Source organism: Oceanitalea stevensii (assembly GCF_014837105.1).
GTDB lineage: Bacteria > Actinomycetota > Actinomycetes > Actinomycetales > Actinomycetaceae > Oceanitalea > Oceanitalea stevensii.
The window spans coordinates 47,094-64,877 of sequence record NZ_JACSPO010000013.1; the positions used below are offsets into that span (position 1 = coordinate 47,094).

The 17,784-nt window shown below is 75.1% G+C and carries 17 protein-coding genes; 1 reads left to right on the forward strand and 16 read right to left on the reverse strand.

Annotated features, from left to right (window positions below; genetic code table 11):
• Window positions 1-27: 27 nt before the first annotated feature.
• Complete coding sequence (locus tag H9624_RS14970) at window positions 28-1,089, forward strand: COX15/CtaA family protein (protein WP_251840702.1); 1,062 nt, start codon at window positions 28-30, stop codon at window positions 1,087-1,089.
• A 49-nt stretch (window positions 1,090-1,138) separates the two neighbouring features.
• On the opposite strand, the gene H9624_RS14975 is transcribed toward H9624_RS14970, so the two are convergent.
• The 16 genes from H9624_RS14975 to H9624_RS15050 form a co-directional block, all read right to left on the reverse strand.
• Window positions 1,139-1,768 carry an NUDIX domain-containing protein gene (locus H9624_RS14975; RefSeq protein WP_251840703.1) on the reverse strand — a complete coding sequence of 210 codons (630 nt, stop codon included), beginning with the start codon at window positions 1,766-1,768 and terminating at the stop codon, window positions 1,139-1,141.
• Window positions 1,765-3,594, reverse strand: coding sequence for a CTP synthase (pyrG, locus tag H9624_RS14980; RefSeq protein ID WP_251840704.1), 1,830 nt, complete (start codon window positions 3,592-3,594; stop codon window positions 1,765-1,767). The genes H9624_RS14975 and pyrG overlap by 4 nt, the downstream gene beginning before the upstream one ends.
• A gap of 14 nt (window positions 3,595-3,608) precedes the next feature.
• Window positions 3,609-4,730, reverse strand: a complete 1,122-nt coding sequence (locus H9624_RS14985; protein WP_251840705.1) for a glycosyltransferase family 4 protein — start codon at window positions 4,728-4,730, stop codon at window positions 3,609-3,611.
• A gap of 21 nt (window positions 4,731-4,751) precedes the next feature.
• A complete protein-coding gene (murJ, locus tag H9624_RS14990) occupies window positions 4,752-6,374 on the reverse strand; it encodes a murein biosynthesis integral membrane protein MurJ (RefSeq protein ID WP_251840706.1) in 1,623 nt (540 codons plus the stop codon).
• A gap of 16 nt (window positions 6,375-6,390) precedes the next feature.
• Entirely contained in the window at window positions 6,391-7,212 is an 822-nt protein-coding gene (locus H9624_RS14995) for a hypothetical protein (RefSeq protein WP_251840707.1), read from the reverse strand.
• Window positions 7,212-8,252: a copper transporter gene (locus tag H9624_RS15000; protein WP_251840708.1), complete on the reverse strand. Its 1,041-nt coding sequence runs from the start codon at window positions 8,250-8,252 to the stop codon at window positions 7,212-7,214. Before H9624_RS15000 ends, H9624_RS14995 begins: the two co-directional genes overlap by 1 nt.
• A 7-nt stretch (window positions 8,253-8,259) precedes the next feature.
• The gene (gene steA, locus H9624_RS15005) at window positions 8,260-9,462 is read right to left on the reverse strand and encodes a putative cytokinetic ring protein SteA (RefSeq protein ID WP_251840709.1); all 1,203 of its coding nucleotides are present in this window, start codon (window positions 9,460-9,462) and stop codon (window positions 8,260-8,262) included.
• 5 nt (window positions 9,463-9,467) lie between these two features.
• Window positions 9,468-11,150, reverse strand: coding sequence for a DNA repair protein RecN (recN, locus tag H9624_RS15010; protein ID WP_251840710.1), 1,683 nt, complete (start codon window positions 11,148-11,150; stop codon window positions 9,468-9,470).
• Complete coding sequence (locus H9624_RS15015; RefSeq protein WP_251840711.1) at window positions 11,147-11,995, reverse strand: NAD kinase; 849 nt, start codon at window positions 11,993-11,995, stop codon at window positions 11,147-11,149. The genes recN and H9624_RS15015 overlap by 4 nt, the downstream gene beginning before the upstream one ends.
• Window positions 11,992-12,819: a TlyA family RNA methyltransferase gene (locus tag H9624_RS15020; RefSeq protein ID WP_251840712.1), complete on the reverse strand. Its 828-nt coding sequence runs from the start codon at window positions 12,817-12,819 to the stop codon at window positions 11,992-11,994. The genes H9624_RS15015 and H9624_RS15020 overlap by 4 nt, the downstream gene beginning before the upstream one ends.
• A 1-nt stretch (window position 12,820) precedes the next feature.
• The gene (locus H9624_RS15025) at window positions 12,821-13,009 is read right to left on the reverse strand and encodes a hypothetical protein (RefSeq protein ID WP_251840713.1); all 189 of its coding nucleotides are present in this window, start codon (window positions 13,007-13,009) and stop codon (window positions 12,821-12,823) included.
• 83 nt (window positions 13,010-13,092) lie between these two features.
• Window positions 13,093-13,413: an AzlD domain-containing protein gene (locus H9624_RS15030; RefSeq protein WP_251840714.1), complete on the reverse strand. Its 321-nt coding sequence runs from the start codon at window positions 13,411-13,413 to the stop codon at window positions 13,093-13,095.
• Window positions 13,406-14,116, reverse strand: a complete 711-nt coding sequence (locus tag H9624_RS15035) for an AzlC family ABC transporter permease (RefSeq protein WP_307784972.1) — start codon at window positions 14,114-14,116, stop codon at window positions 13,406-13,408. Before H9624_RS15035 ends, H9624_RS15030 begins: the two co-directional genes overlap by 8 nt.
• Window positions 14,117-14,127: 11 nt before the next feature.
• Entirely contained in the window at window positions 14,128-15,195 is a 1,068-nt protein-coding gene (locus H9624_RS15040) for an HAD-IIA family hydrolase (RefSeq protein WP_251840715.1), read from the reverse strand.
• Window positions 15,192-16,232, reverse strand: a complete 1,041-nt coding sequence (locus H9624_RS15045; RefSeq protein ID WP_251840716.1) for a hypothetical protein — start codon at window positions 16,230-16,232, stop codon at window positions 15,192-15,194. Before H9624_RS15045 ends, H9624_RS15040 begins: the two co-directional genes overlap by 4 nt.
• A 374-nt stretch (window positions 16,233-16,606) precedes the next feature.
• Window positions 16,607-17,002, reverse strand: coding sequence for a hypothetical protein (locus tag H9624_RS15050; RefSeq protein WP_251840717.1), 396 nt, complete (start codon window positions 17,000-17,002; stop codon window positions 16,607-16,609).
• Between the last annotated feature and the right edge of the window lie 782 nt (window positions 17,003-17,784).

Consider the following 17,784-nt stretch of genomic DNA (forward strand, 5'->3'; position numbering starts at 1 on the left):
CCCAGGGCGGCCGCGTATCCTGGACCGGTGACATCCACGCCCACGTCCGCCGCGTCGGCCACACCCCCGGCCACCGCCACTCCCGGACCTTCCCGCTCCCGCGACGGTCTCGTCGACCGCCTCACCTGGGGTCTGGCCATCGCCAACCTCGTCGCGCAGATCGGGATCATCGTCACCGGCGGTGCCGTGCGGCTCACCGGCTCGGGGCTCGGCTGCTCCGAGTGGCCGATGTGCCAGCCGGGCTCCTTCACCCCGACGTTCCACGGCGAGAGCGACCTCCACCAGGCGATCGAGTTCGGGAACCGGACACTCACCGGGGTGCTCGGCGTCATCGCGCTCGCCCTCGTGTGGGCGGTGTACCGGCGCCGGCCGACGGCCTCGCGGCCTGCATCGCTCAAGCGGCTCGCGCTGCTGCCGCTGATCGGGATCGCCATCCAGGCGTTCGTCGGTGGCGTCACCGTGTGGGTGGACCTCCACCCCGCGATCGTCGGCTCACACATGCTCATCTCGCTGGCCCTGGTCGCGGTCTCGACCTACCTGCTGCTGCGTCTCGCCTCGCCCGACGCGCCCGCCCGGGCCGCGTCCTCCGGCCGCTTCCGCACCGTCGGCGGGCTGGCCGTGCTCGTCGGTGTCGTGCTCCTCGTCCTCGGCGTGGTGACGACGGGCGCCGGGCCGCACTCCGGTGACGCGACCGAGCCGTACCGCTGGGCGCTGGACCCGGCGTTCATCTCGCGGCTCCACGCGCTGTCGGTGTGGACCTTCGTCGTCCTCGTCGTCGTCGGCCTGGTGCTCGCCCGCCGCGAGGGCAATGCCCCGGCGCTCCGGGCCTGGGGCTGGCTGCTCGCGGTCACGCTGCTGCAGGGGCTCATCGGCTACGTCCAGTACTTCACCGGCCTGCCCGAGGTCCTCGTCGGCCTCCACATGCTCGGCGCGGCGCTCACCGTCGTCGCGCTCGTCTACGCCGTCGGCGCCCTGGTCACCCGCGCCCCCTCCCCGCCCACAGCTGACCCACGGCTCCCTCGCCGACAGCCGGATTCCTCGGCCGCCCGACGGGACGGGGAAAGCTCCGGCTGTCGGCGGACGCGGTAGGAGCGGAGGAATCCGGCTGTCGGCGAGGGAAGGCGGCAGGGGGCGAGGGCTAGCGGAACCAGGGGGCGTCGGTGGGGCGCAGGGTGGCCCATCCGGCGGCGCGCGCGCTGGCGGTGGCGAGGATGCCGACGACGGCGCTCGGGTTGTGCAGCCGGCCCTCGTGCACCGCGGCGAGGGCCTCGTCGAGAGGCACCCACCGCGTAGTCATGTCGCGCTCCTCGTCGGCGCGCTCGTGGCGCTCCGCCTCGGGCACCTCGGTGACGTCGCGCGCGAGGTAGATGCGCAGCGACTCGTTCGAGCCCCCCGGTGAGGTGAAGTAGTCGACGAGGACGTCCCAGCGCCCGGCCTGCAGGTCGGTCTCCTCGGCGAGCTCGCGCTGCGCCGCGACGAGGTAGTCCTCGCCGGCGACGTCGAGCAGCCCGGCCGGGATCTCCCAGAGGACGGCGCGCACGGGGTGGCGGTACTGGTCGACGAGCGCGACCTCCTCCCCCTGCGGCCCCTCGCGCAGGGCGACGACGGCGACCGCGCCGGGGTGGTCGAGGAACTCGCGCACCACCGGCTCCGCGTCGTCGGCGCCCAGGCGCACGTCCTCACCGGCGAGGTCGAAGACCTTGCCCTCGTGCAGGACCCGGCGGGCGACGACCTCGCGGTCGTCGTCCCGCCGGTCGGCGATCGTCACGCGCCGGCCTTGCGGGAGGCCGGGGAACGCTCGGCAGCGCCGGGCGCGGGCGTCTCGTCGACGAGGTCGGTCGTGCGCGGCACGCCCGCCTCGTCCACTCCGGTGCCGCTGGGGGCGGCGGGGACGCCGTCGCCCTCGACCTCGAGCAGCCGGGTGGCGCGCTGCCGCTCGAGCGCCGCCCCGACGAGCCCGTGGAACAGCGGGTGGGCCTTGGTGGGCCGCGACTTGAACTCGGGGTGGGCCTGCGTGGCGACGTAGTACGGGTGCTTCTCGCGGTCCAGCTCGACGAACTCGACGAGGGAGGAGTCCGGGGACCGGCCGGAGATCTGCAGCCCGGCCTCGGCGAGGGCGTCCCGGTAGTTGTTGTTCACCTCGTAGCGGTGGCGGTGGCGCTCGGTCACGCGCGTGGCGCCGTAGGCCTCGGCGACGACGGAGCCGGGGGTGAGGACCGCCTCGTAGCTGCCCAGGCGCATGGTGCCGCCCATGTCGCCGCCGCCGCCCTCGACGAAGTCGACCTGCTCGGCCATCGTCGCGACGAGCGGGTCCGGCGTGCCGGGGTCGAACTCGGTGGACGAGGCGTTCTCCAGGCCCAGGACGTTGCGGGCGTACTCGATGACCATGCACTGCAGGCCGAGGCAGATGCCGAGCGTGGGCACCTGGTTCTCCCGCGCCCAGCGCAGCGCGCCGAGCTTGCCCTCGATGCCGCGCACGCCGAAGCCGCCGGGAACGAGGATCGCGTCGACGTCCTGGAGGGCGCGGCGGGCGCCTTCGGGGTCGGCGCAGTCGTCGGCGGGCACCCAGCGGATGACCACCTGGGCGTGGTGGTGGAAGCCGCCGGCGCGCAGCGCCTCGGTGACCGAGAGGTAGGCGTCGGGCAGGTCGACGTACTTGCCCACGAGGGCGACCTCGACGGTGTCGCGCGGCTTGCGCACCCGCTGCAGGAGGTCGTCCCAGTCGCTCCAGTCGACGTCCCGGAAGGGAACGTTGAGGCGGCGCACGACGTAGGCGTCCAGGCCCTCGCTGTGGAGGACCGCGGGGATCTCGTAGATGGAGGAGGCGTCGCGGCACTCGACGACGGCCTCACGGTCGACGTCGCACATGAGCGCGATCTTCGCCTTGACGCCCTCGGGCAGCTCGCGGTCGGTGCGGCAGACGATGGCGTCGGGCTGGATGCCGATGCTGCGCAGCTCGCTCACCGAGTGCTGGGTGGGCTTGGTCTTGAGCTCGCCGCTCGCGCTGAGGTACGGCACGAGCGAGACGTGGACGAAGAAGACGTTGTCGCGGCCGAGGTCGTGTCGCACCTGGCGGGCGGCCTCGAGGAAGGGCAGGGACTCGATGTCACCGACCGTGCCGCCGATCTCGGTGATGATGACGTCGGGCGCCTGGGCGCCGTCGACCGGCTGCGCCTGGGCGCGCATCCGCGCCTTGATCTCGTCGGTGATGTGCGGGATGACCTGGACGGTGTCGCCGAGGTACTCCCCGCGGCGCTCCTTGGCCAGCACGGTCGAGTAGACCTGACCGGTGGTCGTGTTGGCGGCGCGGGAGAGGTTGACGTCGAGGAAGCGCTCGTAGTGACCGATGTCGAGGTCGGTCTCCGCCCCGTCCTCGGTGACGAAGACCTCACCGTGCTGGAAGGGGTTCATCGTGCCGGGATCGACGTTGATGTAGGGGTCCAGCTTCTGCATCGTGACGCGCAGACCGCGCGCCCGGAGCAGCTGGCCCAGGCTGGAGGCCGTCAGGCCCTTGCCGAGGGATGACGCCACACCACCGGTGACGAAGATGTGCCGAGGGACTTTGTCGCCGCTAGTGCGGTGAAGGGTGACCACGGAGTTCCACCTTATCAGTCGGTCGGTCGGGTCCGGTCCGTACCGCGAGTGCGCTGCGGCACTACGGCTCGAGCGTAGACGTCGCGGAGCTGGGCGACGACGTCCTCGGGGGTGGGAAGTCGGCTCGCCCGCTCCCGCGCCGCGGACCTCAGCCGGGCCCGTTCGGCGTCGTCGGTGAGCAGCCGGGCGACGGCGGCGGCGAGCTGCTCGGCCTGCGGCGGGACGAGGACGGCGGCGTCGGCCGTCACCTCGCGCGTGCCGCCCACGTCGGTCGCGACGACGGCGGCCCCGGCCTGCAGGGCCTCCTGCACGGCGAGCGGCTGCCCCTCCCAGGTGCTCGTCGACACGACGACGTCGGCGATGGCGTTGAGGGCGGTGACGTCGTCGCGGCGGCCGGCGACGACGACGGGCAGCGACTCGGCGCGGACGCGCTCGGCGAGCTCACCGGCGAGTGGCCCGTCCCCCACGACGACCCACCGGAAGGCGGGCGCGCCGCTGCGCACGAGGGTGGCAGCGGTGTCGGCGAGGAGTCCCAGGCCCTTCTGCGGGGCCAGGCGCCCGACGGTGAGGACGAACCGCTCCTGCGGCGTGAGGCCGAGCGAGGCGCGCAGCTGCTGCCGGGCGGCGTCGTCGAGCGGGCCGGTCTCGGTACGGGCCGGTGCGGGGACCAGGGCCCGCTGCGCGGAGGCGCCCAGCCGGGTGGCACGGGCGACGAGGTCGCCGCTCACCCCGAGGACGAGGTCGGCGCCGCGCGCGACGACGCGTTCGAGGACGGCCGCCACCGCCTGCACCCTGGGGCCTCCCACGGGCAGGTTGTGGAGGGTGACGACGACGGCGGGGCGTCCCCGCATCGCGCGGGTGGCGAGCACGGCGGCGGCCCCGGCGCGCAGCCCGTGGGCGTGGACGAGGTCGGTGCCGGCGAGCACGCCGCGCAGCCGCTTGAGGGCCGCGACGTCGCTGGGCCGCGGCCGGTCGGCGATGTCGACGACGGCGACCGGCACGGGCGACTCGGCGACGACGTCGGCCGGGCCGGCGAGGAGCACCTCCTCCCCCGCGTCCGCGAGGAGTCCGGCGACCTGACGTGCGTGCCGGGCGACGCCGCCCGCGCTCGTCGAGGTCAGCTGGACGATCCGCATGGCCCTCACCATGTCACGGCCTCACGACCAGCGCGCGGGACGCACCGCGGTGCGGTCGGCGAGCACCACCGCGAGCACGCCGAGCAGCGCGGCGCACAGGCCACCGGCGGCGGCGGCGAGCAGGCCGGACAGGAGCTGGGGCCCCACCACCCCGAGCACGGCGTCGGTGACGAGCCGGCCGGCCAGTCCCCCGGCGGCCGCACCGGCCGCGCCCACGGCGATGGTCCGCACGAGCCCGCCGAGCGGCGCGTCGGCACCGAGGGCAGCCCGCAGCGCCCACAGCAGCCCGAGGCCCGCGACGGTCATACCGATCGAGGTGCCCAGCGCCAGGGACATGAGCGTGGCCGGCCCGTTCCCGCCGTCGGGCGCCGTCACCCGGACGAGGACCGCCGCGGCGACGCTGACGACGAGCCAGCCGGCCGCCGTCGCCGTCACGGCGGCCCGACCGCGGTCGAGCGTGTACAGGCAGCGGGACACGTGGAAGACGAGCCCGTAGCCGACGACGGCGGGGGCCAGCCAGGTGACCGCCGTCGTCATCCCCTCCATCGTGCCGCTGAGGGAGAAGACGGCCGTGACGCCCGGCGCGACGGCGGCGAGGATGCCCGCGCCGACGAAGGACGCGGCGAGCACCGAGCGGGTGGACCCGACGGCCATGGCCGCGAAGGCGGCCCGGTCGTGGCCGCCGGAGAGCTCGGCCAGCCGCGGGAAGACGGCGGTGGCGACTGGGACCGCGAGGACGGCGTAGGGCAGGAAGTACACCGCGCGGGAGTACTCCCAGATCGTGATCGTGCCCTCCACGCCCCCGGCGCGCGCCAGCACGATGAACACGACGACGCTCACCTGCTGGGCGAGCAGCGCGCCGATCCCGGCCGCGGCGAGGTTGACGGCGCGGCGGCCCACGCCCGGCGGGAAGTGGAGGGCGGGGCGCAGCCGCACGCCGCTGCGCACCACGGGCACGAGCAGCGGCAGGCTCATCGCCGCGACGCCCAGGGTGGTGCCCCAGGCGAGCCAGTCGAGCGCGGACTGCGCCAGGCGCTCGGGGTCGTCGGCCATCCCGCCGGAGAACGCCCCGAAGGCCAGGTAGGCGCCGATGACGACGACGCTGGACAGGAGCGGGGCGATCGCCGGGAGGAGGAACCGCCGCTGCGCCTGGAGGACGCCGGTGAGGACGACGCCCACGCCGTACAGCGGGATCTGCAGCGCGAAGATGCGGAGGAAGTAGGTGGCGAGCTGGCGCTGCGTCTCGACGTCCGAGCCGACGGAGTCGGGCAGCAGCCCGACGATCGGGCCGGCGAGGACGGCGACGAGGAGCCCGAGCGGCACGAGGACGGCCAGCGTCCACGTGAGCAGCGCCGAGGCGATGCGGTCGACCTCCCCGCGCAGGTGCCGGGCGAGGGGGGCGGCGAGCAGCGGGACGACCGCACCGGCGAGCGCGCCGCCGGCCGCGACCTCGAAGAGGACGTTGGGCAGGGTGTTGGCGGTGGAGTAGGCGTTGGCCGTGGCGGAGTCGCCGAGGGTGGCCGACTGGACGAACCACCGGACGAAGCCGACGGCGCGCGAGAGCACCGTGACGGCCGCCATCATGCCCGCGGCGCCGGCGACCCCGGCGAGGACGCGGCGGCGGCCGGTGACCGGTTCGGTCACCTCCCGGCCACCGGGCTCACCGTCGGCCCCACTGGTCCAGGGCGTGGAGGGCCGGGGTCTGGTCGATGACGCGGGAGAAGCTCACGCGCTCGCTGAGCAGCGTGAGCCCGACGACCGCGGCCAGCGCACCGCCGCGCAGGACGCGGGAGGGGTGGGCGGCCAGCGCGGTGCCCAGGGTCGCGCCCAGGGCGTTGGCGCCCGTGTCGCCGAGCATGGTGCGCTCGGACAGGTCGTCGCGCAGCCCGGCGGCGGCGGAGCCGAGGGCGGTGGCGGCGACGGGCGCACCCGGCCCGCCGGCAAGCGTTGTGGCGGCCGATGCGACGCAGGTGACCTTGAGCGCCCGGCCGGGGCGCAGGTCGAAGAGGTTGAGGAGGTTCGCGGTGCCGGCGATGAGCGCGGCGCTCGTGCCGCGGTGGACGAGCCGCGCGAGGGGCCCCGTGCCGCGGGCGGGCAGGACGAGCGCGGCGAGCAGCGCGCCGCCGCCGATCCCGGCGATCTTGAGCGCCCCGGTGGTGACCTGGCCCTCGCGCAGCGCGCCGATGTGGCCGCGCAATCCCTTGACGTGGCGGTCCGCCTCCCGCTCGGTGAGGTCGTCGACGGCGCCGAGCGCGCCCGCCGCCCCCGCGGCGACGGCGGCCGCCGCGCCGGTGCGGCCGGAGCCGAGCAGCGCGAGGCTCGTGCCGCCGGCCTGCGCGAGGCCCCCGAGGAGGCTCACCTGCCGGCCGGCGTAGTTGGTGCGCTGCCAGCGCTCGGGGCCGCCGGGCGGTGCGCCCTCGACCGCCGCGGTCACCGCACCGGTGGCGGCGACGCCGAGCAGCGCGGCCCGCAGGCGCCCCATCAGGCGGCGTCCTCGTCGGCGGTCTCGTCGGCGGCCTCGTCCTGCTCGGGCGCGGGCACGGCCGGCGGGGGCAGGTAGACGGCGGGCGGGACGGGCGCGGTGGCCTCGGCCCCGACGCCGTAGTGGCCCACCTCCCCGGAGATGTCGACGGCGAGGGCCATCGGCACGCTGAGGCGACCGGTGAGCTCGCTGACGGAGTCGGTGGTCGTCACGGCCTGGGCGGCGTCGGAGTCGGCGCGCAGGGCGCTGACGAGGTCGAGCTCGGTGGCGGCCGAGCCGGCCACGACGGTGCCCTCACCGGTCGCGGCGATGCCGCGGGCCAGGGCGACCTCCTCGGCCAGCCGCTGCTCACGGGTCTCGACGTCGGCGGGCTCGGGGCTCTCGTCGGGGCCGGTGGCCTCGCTGCGCGGGGCGACGACGACGGTGGCGTTGGCGGCCTGCTCCGGCTCCTCGGTGACCTCGACGAGCGGGTCGTCGGCGGAGACGAGCAGCTCGAGGAGCGTCTCGGCGTCGGTCGTGGGGGTGCCGTCGACATCACCGCGGGTCAGGGCCTGGCCCAGGGCGGTGCCGAGGATGACGCCGGCGTCGGCGCCGTCCGCGGGCGCGGGGTCGAGGTAGCCGAGGATCTGGCCGGCGAAGCTCGAGCGGAAGGTCGCGGTCGCCGGGTCGGTCCACGCCTCGGTCACCTGGACCTGGCCGGTGACGGTGGCGCCGGCCTGCTCGAGGCGCAGGCGGACGTCGGCGACGTCGTCCTCGTTCGCGGCGGGCAGGACGACGACGGCGACGCTGCGGCCCTCGAGGCGCGAGCCGAGGGTGGCGGGAGCGACCTCGTCGAGGAACTGGTCGCGGTTCTCGCGCTCGACCTCGCTGACCTCGAGCTCGGTGCGCAGCCGGTCACGGTCCTCGCGCAGCTCCTCGACCTGACCGGTGAGCTGGTCACCGAGCGGCTGGTTGAGGGGGCCGGCGCCGAGGAGGATGCCCAGCGCCAGGGCCAGGAAGACGGCGATGAGAGAGACGAGGTGGTAGCGGAAGTCGATCATCGTGCTCCTACGAGGTGGGCGCGGGCGGGGCGATGCCCAGCAGGTCCTTGATGGCGGCGAACAGGCCGTCGAGCCGCGCCATGACGATCTGGAACAGGGTCTGGCCGAGCTCGGTGGAGAAGAGCGCCACCCCGATGGCCAGGAGCCCGGCGAGCGCGAGCAGCACGATCTGCAGCGTCGAGATCCGGGTGCGGTAGAGCTGGGAGACGCCCTTGGCGTCGACGAGCTTGGAGCCCACGCGCAGGCGCGTGAGGAAGGTCGAGGCCATGCCGGCGCGGCCCTTGTCGAGGAACTCCACGAGGGTGGCGTGGGTGCCGACGGCGACGATGAGCTCGGCGCCCTTGTCGTCGGCCAGCAGCATGGCAACGTCCTCGCTCGTGCCGGTGGCGGGGAAGACGACGTGGTCCACGCCGAGCTGCTCGACGCGGGCCATGCCGGGCGCCCGCCCGTCGCGGTAGGCGTGGACGACGATCTCGGCGCCGCAGCGCAGCGTGGAGTCGGACACGGAGTCCATGTCCCCGACGATCATGTCGGGCGTGAGCCCGGACTCGATGATCGCGTCCGCGCCGCCGTCGACGCCGATGAGGACGGGGCGGTACTCGCGGACGTAGGACCGCAGCATCGCCAGGTCCTCCTTGTAGTGGTAGCCGCGCACGACGATGAGGACGTGGCGGCCCTCGATGGCGGTGTGCACCTCGGGCACGCCCACGCCGTCGAGGAGGAGGTCACGCTCGCGGTTGAGGAAGTCCATCGTGTTGCCGGCGAAGGCCTCGAGCTGGACGGACAGGCCCTCCCGCGCCTCGGCCATCGCCGCGGCGACGCTCTCCTCGGTCTGCTCGGTGCCCTCGGCCACGAGGACGTCGCCGGAGTAGACGGCGTTGCCGTCCACGCGCACGGGCCGTCCCTCGCGCAGCGCCATCACCGAGCCGCCGAGGTCGTCGACGAGCGGGATGCCCTCCGCGACGATGATCTCCGGGCCCAGGTTGGGGTAGCGCCCGGAGGTCGACTTGGCGGCGTTGAGCACCGCGGCCGGGCGGCAGGCGACGAGCGCCTCGGCCGAGACACGGTCCAGGTCGAGGTGGTCGATGACGGCGACGTCACCGGGCTGCAGGCGCTTGGTGAGGTTCTTGGTCCGCGGGTCCACACGCACCGGACCGGTCACACCGGGTCCGGTGTCGGGAGGCGTGCGGCGACGGAAGAGGGGACTCACGCGAGTCATCGTGCCACGACGGCACGGTCGAGCAGCTCTGCGGCGTGGCGGCGAGCCACGTCGGAGTCCTCCTGCCCCGACAGCATGCGCGCCAGCTCCTGCTCCCGCTCGGGCCCGGTGATCTCCCGCACGTCGGTGATCGTCGTCTCGCCGGTGGACTTGCTCACGAGGAGGTGGGTGTCGGCGAAGGCCGCGACCTGGGGCAGGTGGGTGACGACGACGACCTGCGCGACGCGGGCCAGGCCAGCCAGCCGGCGGCCGACCTCGATGGCGGCCCGGCCGCCCACGCCGGCGTCGACCTCGTCGAAGACGAAGGTGGGGCGCACGGCCGCGTCCCCGGCCGGAGCGGCGACGGCGACCTCGAGGGCGAGCATGACGCGCGACAGCTCACCGCCGGAGGCACCGTCGCCGAGCGGGCGGGGCGGTGAGTCCGGCCGCGGCTGCAGCAGGAGGCCCACGTTCTCCACGCCCCAGGGGCCGGGCTCGGGCAGCGGCTCGAGGCGCACCTCGAGGTGGGCACCGGGCATCGCCAGGCCGGCGAGCTCGGCGTCGACCGCCTCGGAGAGCCGGGTGCCGGCGTCCGTGCGGGCGGCGCTGAGCCGCTCGGCGAGCTCACCGAGGGTGGCGGTGAGGGCGGTGATCTCCTCGCGGAGCGCGGCGCCGCCGTCCTGGGGGCCGTCGATCTCGGCCAGCCGGGCGGCGGCGGCGCGTGACCACTCCCCCAGCTCGTCGGTGCTCTCCAGGCCCAGGCGCAGGGCGGCGTCCCGCAGCGCGGCCCGGCGCTCGTGGACGGTCTGGAGGCGGTCCGGGTCCGCCTCCAGGGAGGAGAGGAAGCCGGACAGCTCGGTGCCGACGTCGGACAGGACGTAGGAGACCTCGGCGAGCCGGGTGGAGAGGGCCGCGAGCTCGGGGTCGCTGACGTCGAGGGCGCGGCGCGCGTCGTCGACGAGGACGGTGGCGTCCAGCTCGGCGCCCTCCCCGGCCCCGAGGAGCGCGGAGTGGGCGCGGCCGGCGGCCAGCCGCAGCTCCTCGACGTTGCCGAGCCGCTCCGCCTCCGCGCGCAGGGCGTCGTCCTCACCGGGCTGGGGGTCGAGGGCCTCGAGCAGCTCGAGGTTGGTCCGCAGGCGCACGGCCTCCCCGGCACGCTCGTCGGCCCGGGCCTGCCACTCCTCCAGGCGCGCCTGGGCCTCGGTGAGCCGCTGCCACGTGGCGCGGTACTCCCCGAGCAGCGCGGAGACGCCGGCGAAGGCGTCGAGGAGCGCCCGCTGCCGGGCGGGCGAGCGCAGGCGCAGCTGGTCGGACTGGCCGTGGACGGTGACGAGGTCGGCGGCGAGCTCACCGAGGAAGGCCTGCGGGACGCTGCGGCCGCCGGCGAAGGACCGGGAGCGGCCCTGGGCGGGCACGGCGCGCGCGAGGAGGAGGGCGTCGTCGTCGAGGGAGCCGCCAGCGTCGGTGACCCGCGCGGCGACGTCGTCCCCGACGACGAAGGTGCCCTCGACGACGGCGCGCTCGGCGCCGCTGCGGACCATCGCGGGGTCGCCCCGTCCGCCGAGCAGGAGGTCGAGCCCCGTGAGGACCATGGTCTTGCCGGCACCGGTCTCACCGGTGATGACGGTGAACCCGGCGCCGAGCCCGAGGGTGGCCGACGCGATGACACCGAGGTTCTCGATGCGGATCTCCTCGATCACGGGTCCTTCCTCCCCCCGCGCCAGCCGGTGACCGGCAGCGCGAACTTCGCCACCAGCCGCCCGGAGAACGGTGTGGGCTCGATGCGGGCCAGCCGCACCGGCTCGGCGCCGCGCCGCACGTCGATGTGGGAGCCGACGGGCGCGGGCAGCTGGCGTCGCCCGTCGCACCACACGTCGCCGCCGGAGAGGTTGCGGTCCAGGACCTCGACGGCGAGCACCGAGGAGGGCCCGGCGACGAGCGGGCGGGCGAAGAGGGCGTGGGCGGCGATCGGCACGACGAGGAGCGCCTCGACGTCGGGCCACACGACCGGGCCGCCGCCGGAGAAGGCGTAGGCCGTCGAGCCGGTGGGGGTGGCGATGACGATGCCGTCGCAGCCGAAGGAAGACAGGCCGCGGCCGTCGACGCCGAGGGCGAGCTCGATGACGCCGGAGCGGTCGACCTTCTCGATGGTCGCCTCGTTGATGGCCCAGCCGGTGTGGACCTCGCCCGTGGGGGTCTGGACCTCGACGTCGATCGTCATCCGCTCCTCGACGGTGTAGTCGCGGTCGGCGATGCGCTGGACCACCTCCCCGAGGCTGTCCGGGTCGGCCTCGGCGAGGAAGCCGACGTGCCCGAGGTTGACGCCGATGAGCGGCACGTCGCGGCCGCGGACGAGCTCGGCGGCGCGCAGCAGGGTGCCGTCACCGCCGAGGACGAGGACGAGCTCGGGGTCGTGGGCGGGGTCGTCGTCGAGGTCACGGATCGGCTCGATACCGAGCTCACGCAGCCCGGCCTCCGCCTGCGCGGCCGCGGTGACCGCCTGCTCGCGCCACTCGTGGCTGACGAGGAGGACCCGGCGGCTCACGGCGCCACCGCCGGGCGCTGGTCGATGGCGGCAGCGATCACGGCGTCGAGCTCCTCGGGTGGGTGGACGCGGCTCGGGTCACGGCGCAAGCCTATGAAGTACTCGACGTTCCCGCTGGGACCGGGCAGCGGGCTGGGTACGACGGCGTAGGTCCCCAGGCCGAGCGCCGCGGCGGCGTCGGCGACGGTCCGCACGGACTCGGCGTGCAGGGCGGGGTCGCGCACGACGCCGCCCTTGCCCAGGCGCTCCTTGCCGACCTCGAACTGCGGCTTGACCATGAGGAGGAAGTCCGCGTCCGGCGCGGCCGCGGCGGCGAGGGCGGGCAGGACGAGGGTGAGGGAGATGAAGGACAGGTCCCCGACGACGAGCCCGGGCGCCGGGGCGACGGCGGCGGGGTCGAGGGTGCGGACGTTCGTGCGGTCCAGCACGGTGACTCGGGGGTCCTGCTGGAGGGACCACACGAGCTGCCCGTAGCCGACGTCGACAGCGACGACGTGCTCGGCCCCGCGGCGCAGCAGCACGTCGGTGAAGCCACCGGTGGAGGCACCGGCGTCGAGCGCGCGGCGGCCGGCGACCGTGGGCGCAGCGGGCCCGAGGGCGTCGAGGGCGCCGGCGAGCTTGTGGGCGCCGCGGGAGGCGTAGTCGTCGGTGGGCGGGGCGACGACGCGCAGCGCCTGGGCGGGGTCGACCTGCCGGGCGGCCTTGGTGACGGCGGCACCGTCGAGGAGGACGTGCCCCTCGGCGATGAGCTCGGCGGCGTGCTGGCGCGAGCGGGCCAGCCCGCGGCGGACGAGCTCTGCGTCCACCCTGACGAGGCGCGCCACGTCAGGACTCGGCCGCGGACAGCTGGGCGGCCAGGGCGCGGTGGACGGCGTCGAGGACGGTGACGTGCTCGCCGAGGGGACGCTCCGCGAGGGTCTCGAGCTCCGCGAGCTCGGGGACGGGCTGCGGTGCCGTGGGGCCGGGGCGCGGCGGCGCGGGCCGAGGGGCGGGCGCTGGCGTCACGTCCGGCATGGGTCTCCTTCTCACGTCCGTCCTGCAGGGTCCGGTCCTCCGCCAATGTACCGCCGTGGCGGCCGTGACCGGCGGCGCCGCCCTCAGGTGAGGTTGACGAGCACGACGTAGGTGAGGGTGCCGGCGCCCACGCTCAGCAGGGTGCGGCGCCCGCCGGTGAGGTGCACGGCGACGGTGACGGCGGCGGCCAGCGCGGCGTGGAGCAGGTGCCCGCCGGTGGCGGAGGAGCGGAAGGTCGCGGCCGCGAGCACGGCGAGGATGCCGGCGGGCATCCAGGCCGCCATCGCCGTGACCAGACGCGAGTCGCGCAGCGGCTCGAGGATGGCGAAGGGCACCGCGCGCAGCGCGAGGGTGATGACGAAGACGGTCGCGAGGACGGCGACGACGTAGCCCGGCTCAACCACGCGCCCCTCCCCTCGTGAGGGCGTACCGGCCGAGGAGGAGTCCCACGAGCAGGACGAGTCCGACGAGGAGGACGGAGTCGGGGGCGACGACGACGGCGCAGGTGAAGGCGAGCCCGGCGAGCAGCAACGACGGGACCTCCCGGCGGCTGCGAGCCGCGTCGAGGGTGAGGGTGAGGAACAGGGCGCACAGGGCGAACTCCAGGCCCTGGACCGGTCCGGGCAGGAGGGAGGCGACCGCGACGCCGGTGAGGCCGCCGCCCACCCAGTAGGCCTGGAAGGACACCTGCATCGAGACGAGGCGCCACGCCGTCCAGCCGTGGGGGCGCACGGCGGTCATCGCGTAGGCCTCGTCGATGAGGGCGTAGACCGAGTAGGCGCGGGCCACCGGGTGGCGCACGACGCGCAGGGGGAAGGAGAAGGCGTAGAAGACGTGCCGGAAGTTGACGACGAGGGTGGTGAGGGCGATCGCCGCGATCGAGGCTCCCCCGCTGATCATCCCGACGAGGAGCAGCTCGAGGGAACCGGCGAAGACGGCGACGGACAGCGCCGGGGCGAGCCACCACGGGAGTCCGGCCTGGACGACGAGGAGCCCGAAGGCCACGCCGAGCGGGTAGAGGCCCAGCCCGGCCGCCAGGGAGGCCCGGACGCCCGCGCCGATCTCGACGCGGCGGCCGGTGCCCTCCTGGGTGGTCGGCCGTGACACGGGAACCGAGGTCAGCCGACCACCAGGGCCGGGACGGCCTCCGGCGAGAGCGGGGCCCCGCGGTCGGCGGCGTCCCACGCGGCGACGCACAGTGCCCGCCAGCCGTCGAGGCTGACGCGTGCGCGGCTGCCGCCGCCCAGCCGCTGGGTGTCGGTCGGGCCGAGCGGGCCGGTGGGGTCGTCGAGGAGCTCGAGTGCGCCGTCGTGCACACGCGCGAGGGCGGCACCGGACCCCCACCATCCGTCCTCGACCTCGACCGGCGACGGGTGCTGGACGAACAGCCCGCGCAGGTCGATGGCGAGGAGGGAGGGGCGCTGGTGCGCCGGGGCGAGGACGGTGTCGCGCGCGGTGGTCACGCCGGTGAGGACGAGGAGGCCGGGCATGCCGGCGGCTCGTGCGCCCTCGAGGTCGGTGTCCAGCCGGTCGCCGACGGCGATCGGCGTCGAGGCCCCGAGCCGGTCCGCGGCCTGGTGGTAGATCGCCGGGAGCGGCTTGCCGGACGCGAGGGGCTCGATGCCCGTCGCCTCGACGACGGCGCGCACGAGCGCACCGTTCCCGGGGGCGACTCCGCGCTCCTTGGGGATGGAGCCGTCGAGGTTCGTGGCCACGTGGCGGGCTCCGGCGCCGACGGCGTAGGCGGCCTCGGCGAGGTCACGCCACCCCAGGTCGGGCGCGAAGCCCTGGACCACGGCCGCCGGCGCGTCCGCGGCGCTCGTCACGAGCTCGAAGCCCGCCGCGCTCAGCGCGGTGCGCAGGCCCTTGCCGCCGACCGGGAGCACCCGGGCACCGGGCTCGAGCTCTTCCTGGAGGAGGAGAGCCACCGACTGGGCGGAGGTGACGATCTCCTGCGGCTCGCAGGGGATGCCGAAGCCGCTGATCTGCGCGGCGATGTCCTCCGGTTCCCGGGAGGAGTTGTTCGTGACGTACAGCGGACGCAGGCCCCGCGCGGCGGCCGCCTGGATGGCGGCCGGCGCGTGGTTGACGGGCTCGTCGCCCAGGTAGACGACGCCGTCGAGGTCGTACAGGGCGACGTCGTAGGTGTCGGCGGGTACTGCGGACCCGGTGAGGGTTGCCGTCACGGGCGCTCCTCCTCGGTGTCGGCGAACAGGTCGAGCTGGACCTGCGCGGGCTCGTCGGTGTCGTCCTCTCGCTGGGACTCCGCGTCCGACTCGGCCTCGGGCTCAACAGCAGCCTCGGCCTCCGGCTCGGACTCGGCCTCGACCTCAGGCTCGGGCTCGGGCTCCAGCTCCGGCTCGGGCTCGGGCTCGGGCTCCGGAGCCACCTCGGGCTCGACCTCAGCCTCAGCAGCTGCGTCCGGCTCGGGCTCGGGCTCCGGCTCCGGCTCCGGCTCGGGCTCCGGCTCCGGCTCCGGCTCCGGCTCGGGAGCAACCTCGGGCTCGATCTCAGCCTCAGCAGCTGCGTCCGTCTCGGTGCCGTCCTCGTCGTCTTCGGGCTCGGGCTGCGTCGCCACCGGGTGATCCGGCGCGTCGTTCTCGTCCTCGTCCCCAAGGAGGTCAACGACGACGAGCTCCTCGTCCTCGAGCTGCATCTCTCCCGCGGCCTCTCGGACGGCGGCAGCCTCCTCGTGGCGGCCGAGCGTCTCGAGACGATCGGCGCGCACGAGCTGCAGGCGGCGCTTGGGCTCAGCGTCCTTGACCGCCGGGAGCAGTCGCTCCACGACGAGCAGGGCGGCCTCGTGCTCACCGAGGTCGGCGCGGGCGCCGCTCTCGACGAGGGTGAGCTCGACGGCCTCGGCGACGGGCAGCTTCCGGCCCTTGGCCTCGGCGATGACGCTGAGCGCCCGCTCCGGGCGGCCCAGGCCACGCTCGCAGTCCGCCTCGATCGCCGGGTGGGCGTCCATGCCGCTCAGGCGGCGCACGGTGCGGACCTCACGCAGTGCCTCCGCGTACCGGCCGGTGGCGTAGGCGGTGAGCGCGAGAGCCTCGCGGACGACGTCGACGCGGCCGGCGCTGCGCACAGCCGTCCGGGCGTGCTCGTAAGCGAGCTCGGGGTCGGTGTCGACGAGCCTGCCGGCCATGATGAGGTGGGAGGCGACGTGGTCGGCGTTCGACTTCGTCAGCGTCCGCAGCCGGGCACGCGCCGCGCGGTCGAGCATGTCGGGCGTGACGTCCTCATCGATGATCGGCTCCGGCTCGCGCTCGACGCGACGCGGGTCGAGCTCACCCGGGCGGCTGGGGCGACCGCTTCGTGCGTTGGCCGCAGCGTCGCCACCACCCCGGCTGAAGCGCCGGGGAGCGCGCGGGTCGTCACGACGCGCGTCGCGGCGGGGTCCGCCACTGCGGTCGTCGTCACCGCGGGGCCGGAAGCCCCGCTCCTCGCGTCCACCGGAGGCCTGCTCGCTGCCGCGCGGCGCGCGAGAGCTCCAGTCTCCACGGCGCTCGTCGCGACGGTCTCCGGAGCCGCCGGTACGACGGTCCTCGCCCCTGGGGCCGGAGTCCCGGGGACCGCGTCGCTCGTCGCCGCCACGGCTCACGCCGAAGTCACGACCACGGCTGTCACCATCACGACGGGCACCGAAGTCACGACCGCCACGGCTGTCACCATCACGGCGCGGACCGAAGTCACGACCACCACGGCGCTCATCGCCACCACGGCTCGCACCGAAGTCACGACCACCACGGCGCTCGTCGCCACCACGGCTCCCGCCAAAGTCACGACCACGGCTGTCACCATCACGACGGGGACCGGAGTCACGACCGCCACGGCTGTCACCATCACGGCGCGGACCGTACTCACGACCACCACGGCGCTCATCGCCACCACGGCTCGCACCGAAGTCACGACCACCACGGCTGTCACCATCACGACGGGGACCGAAGTCACGGCCACCACGGGTGTCACCATCACGACGGAACTCGCCGCCACGGCGGTCCTCACTCCGGGCGCCGTAGCCGCGGTCGCCCGCTGCGCGCCCGCCATCGCGGTCGGACCCGGGGCGCGTGGACCTGGAGTCCCAGTCGCCGCGGGGACGACGGTCGTCGGCACGGGGGCCGGAACGTCGGTCGTCTCCCTCACGGCGCGAACCGCTGGTGGGACGCGAGCTCCACTCGCCACGCGGCTTGCGGTCGTCGCGCGGGCCGCTGCGGCGGTCGTCGGAGTCACGGCGGGGGCCGCCGTCACGGTTGTACGGTGCGCGCGCCGGGCGCGAGCCCCACTCACCGCGCGACCGCGCGCCGCCCTCGGCGGAGCCGGACCGTCGGTCGCCCTCGCGACGAGGGCCGTCGTTATCGCGGCGCGGCTGGTAGGGGCGCTCACGGTCGCCCGCGCGCCCACTCTCGCCTCCGGAACGGGGCGTCCAGTCACCGCGTGCACCGCGGTTGTCGCCCACGCGGCGAGGGCCCGAGCTACGCGGCCCGTCGTTCTTGCGGTAGGGGCGCTGGGGCGCGCCGTCGCGGCGCTGTCCTCCCTGGCCTGCACCGCGGGAGGCGCCGGCTCCGCCGCGCTGCCCCCTGTCGGGCCGCCCGGAGCGATCCTCGCCACGTGATGAGCTGTTCCTGTGGTCGTCCATCGATCTCTCTCTTCATCTGGGCTGCACCCGGGTAGAAACACGTAAGGGCCGCAACGCATCGTTGCGGCCCTTACGGGAATGGGTGTTCGGCGGTGTCCTACTCTCCCACGTAGTCTCCCACGCAGTACCATCGGCGCTG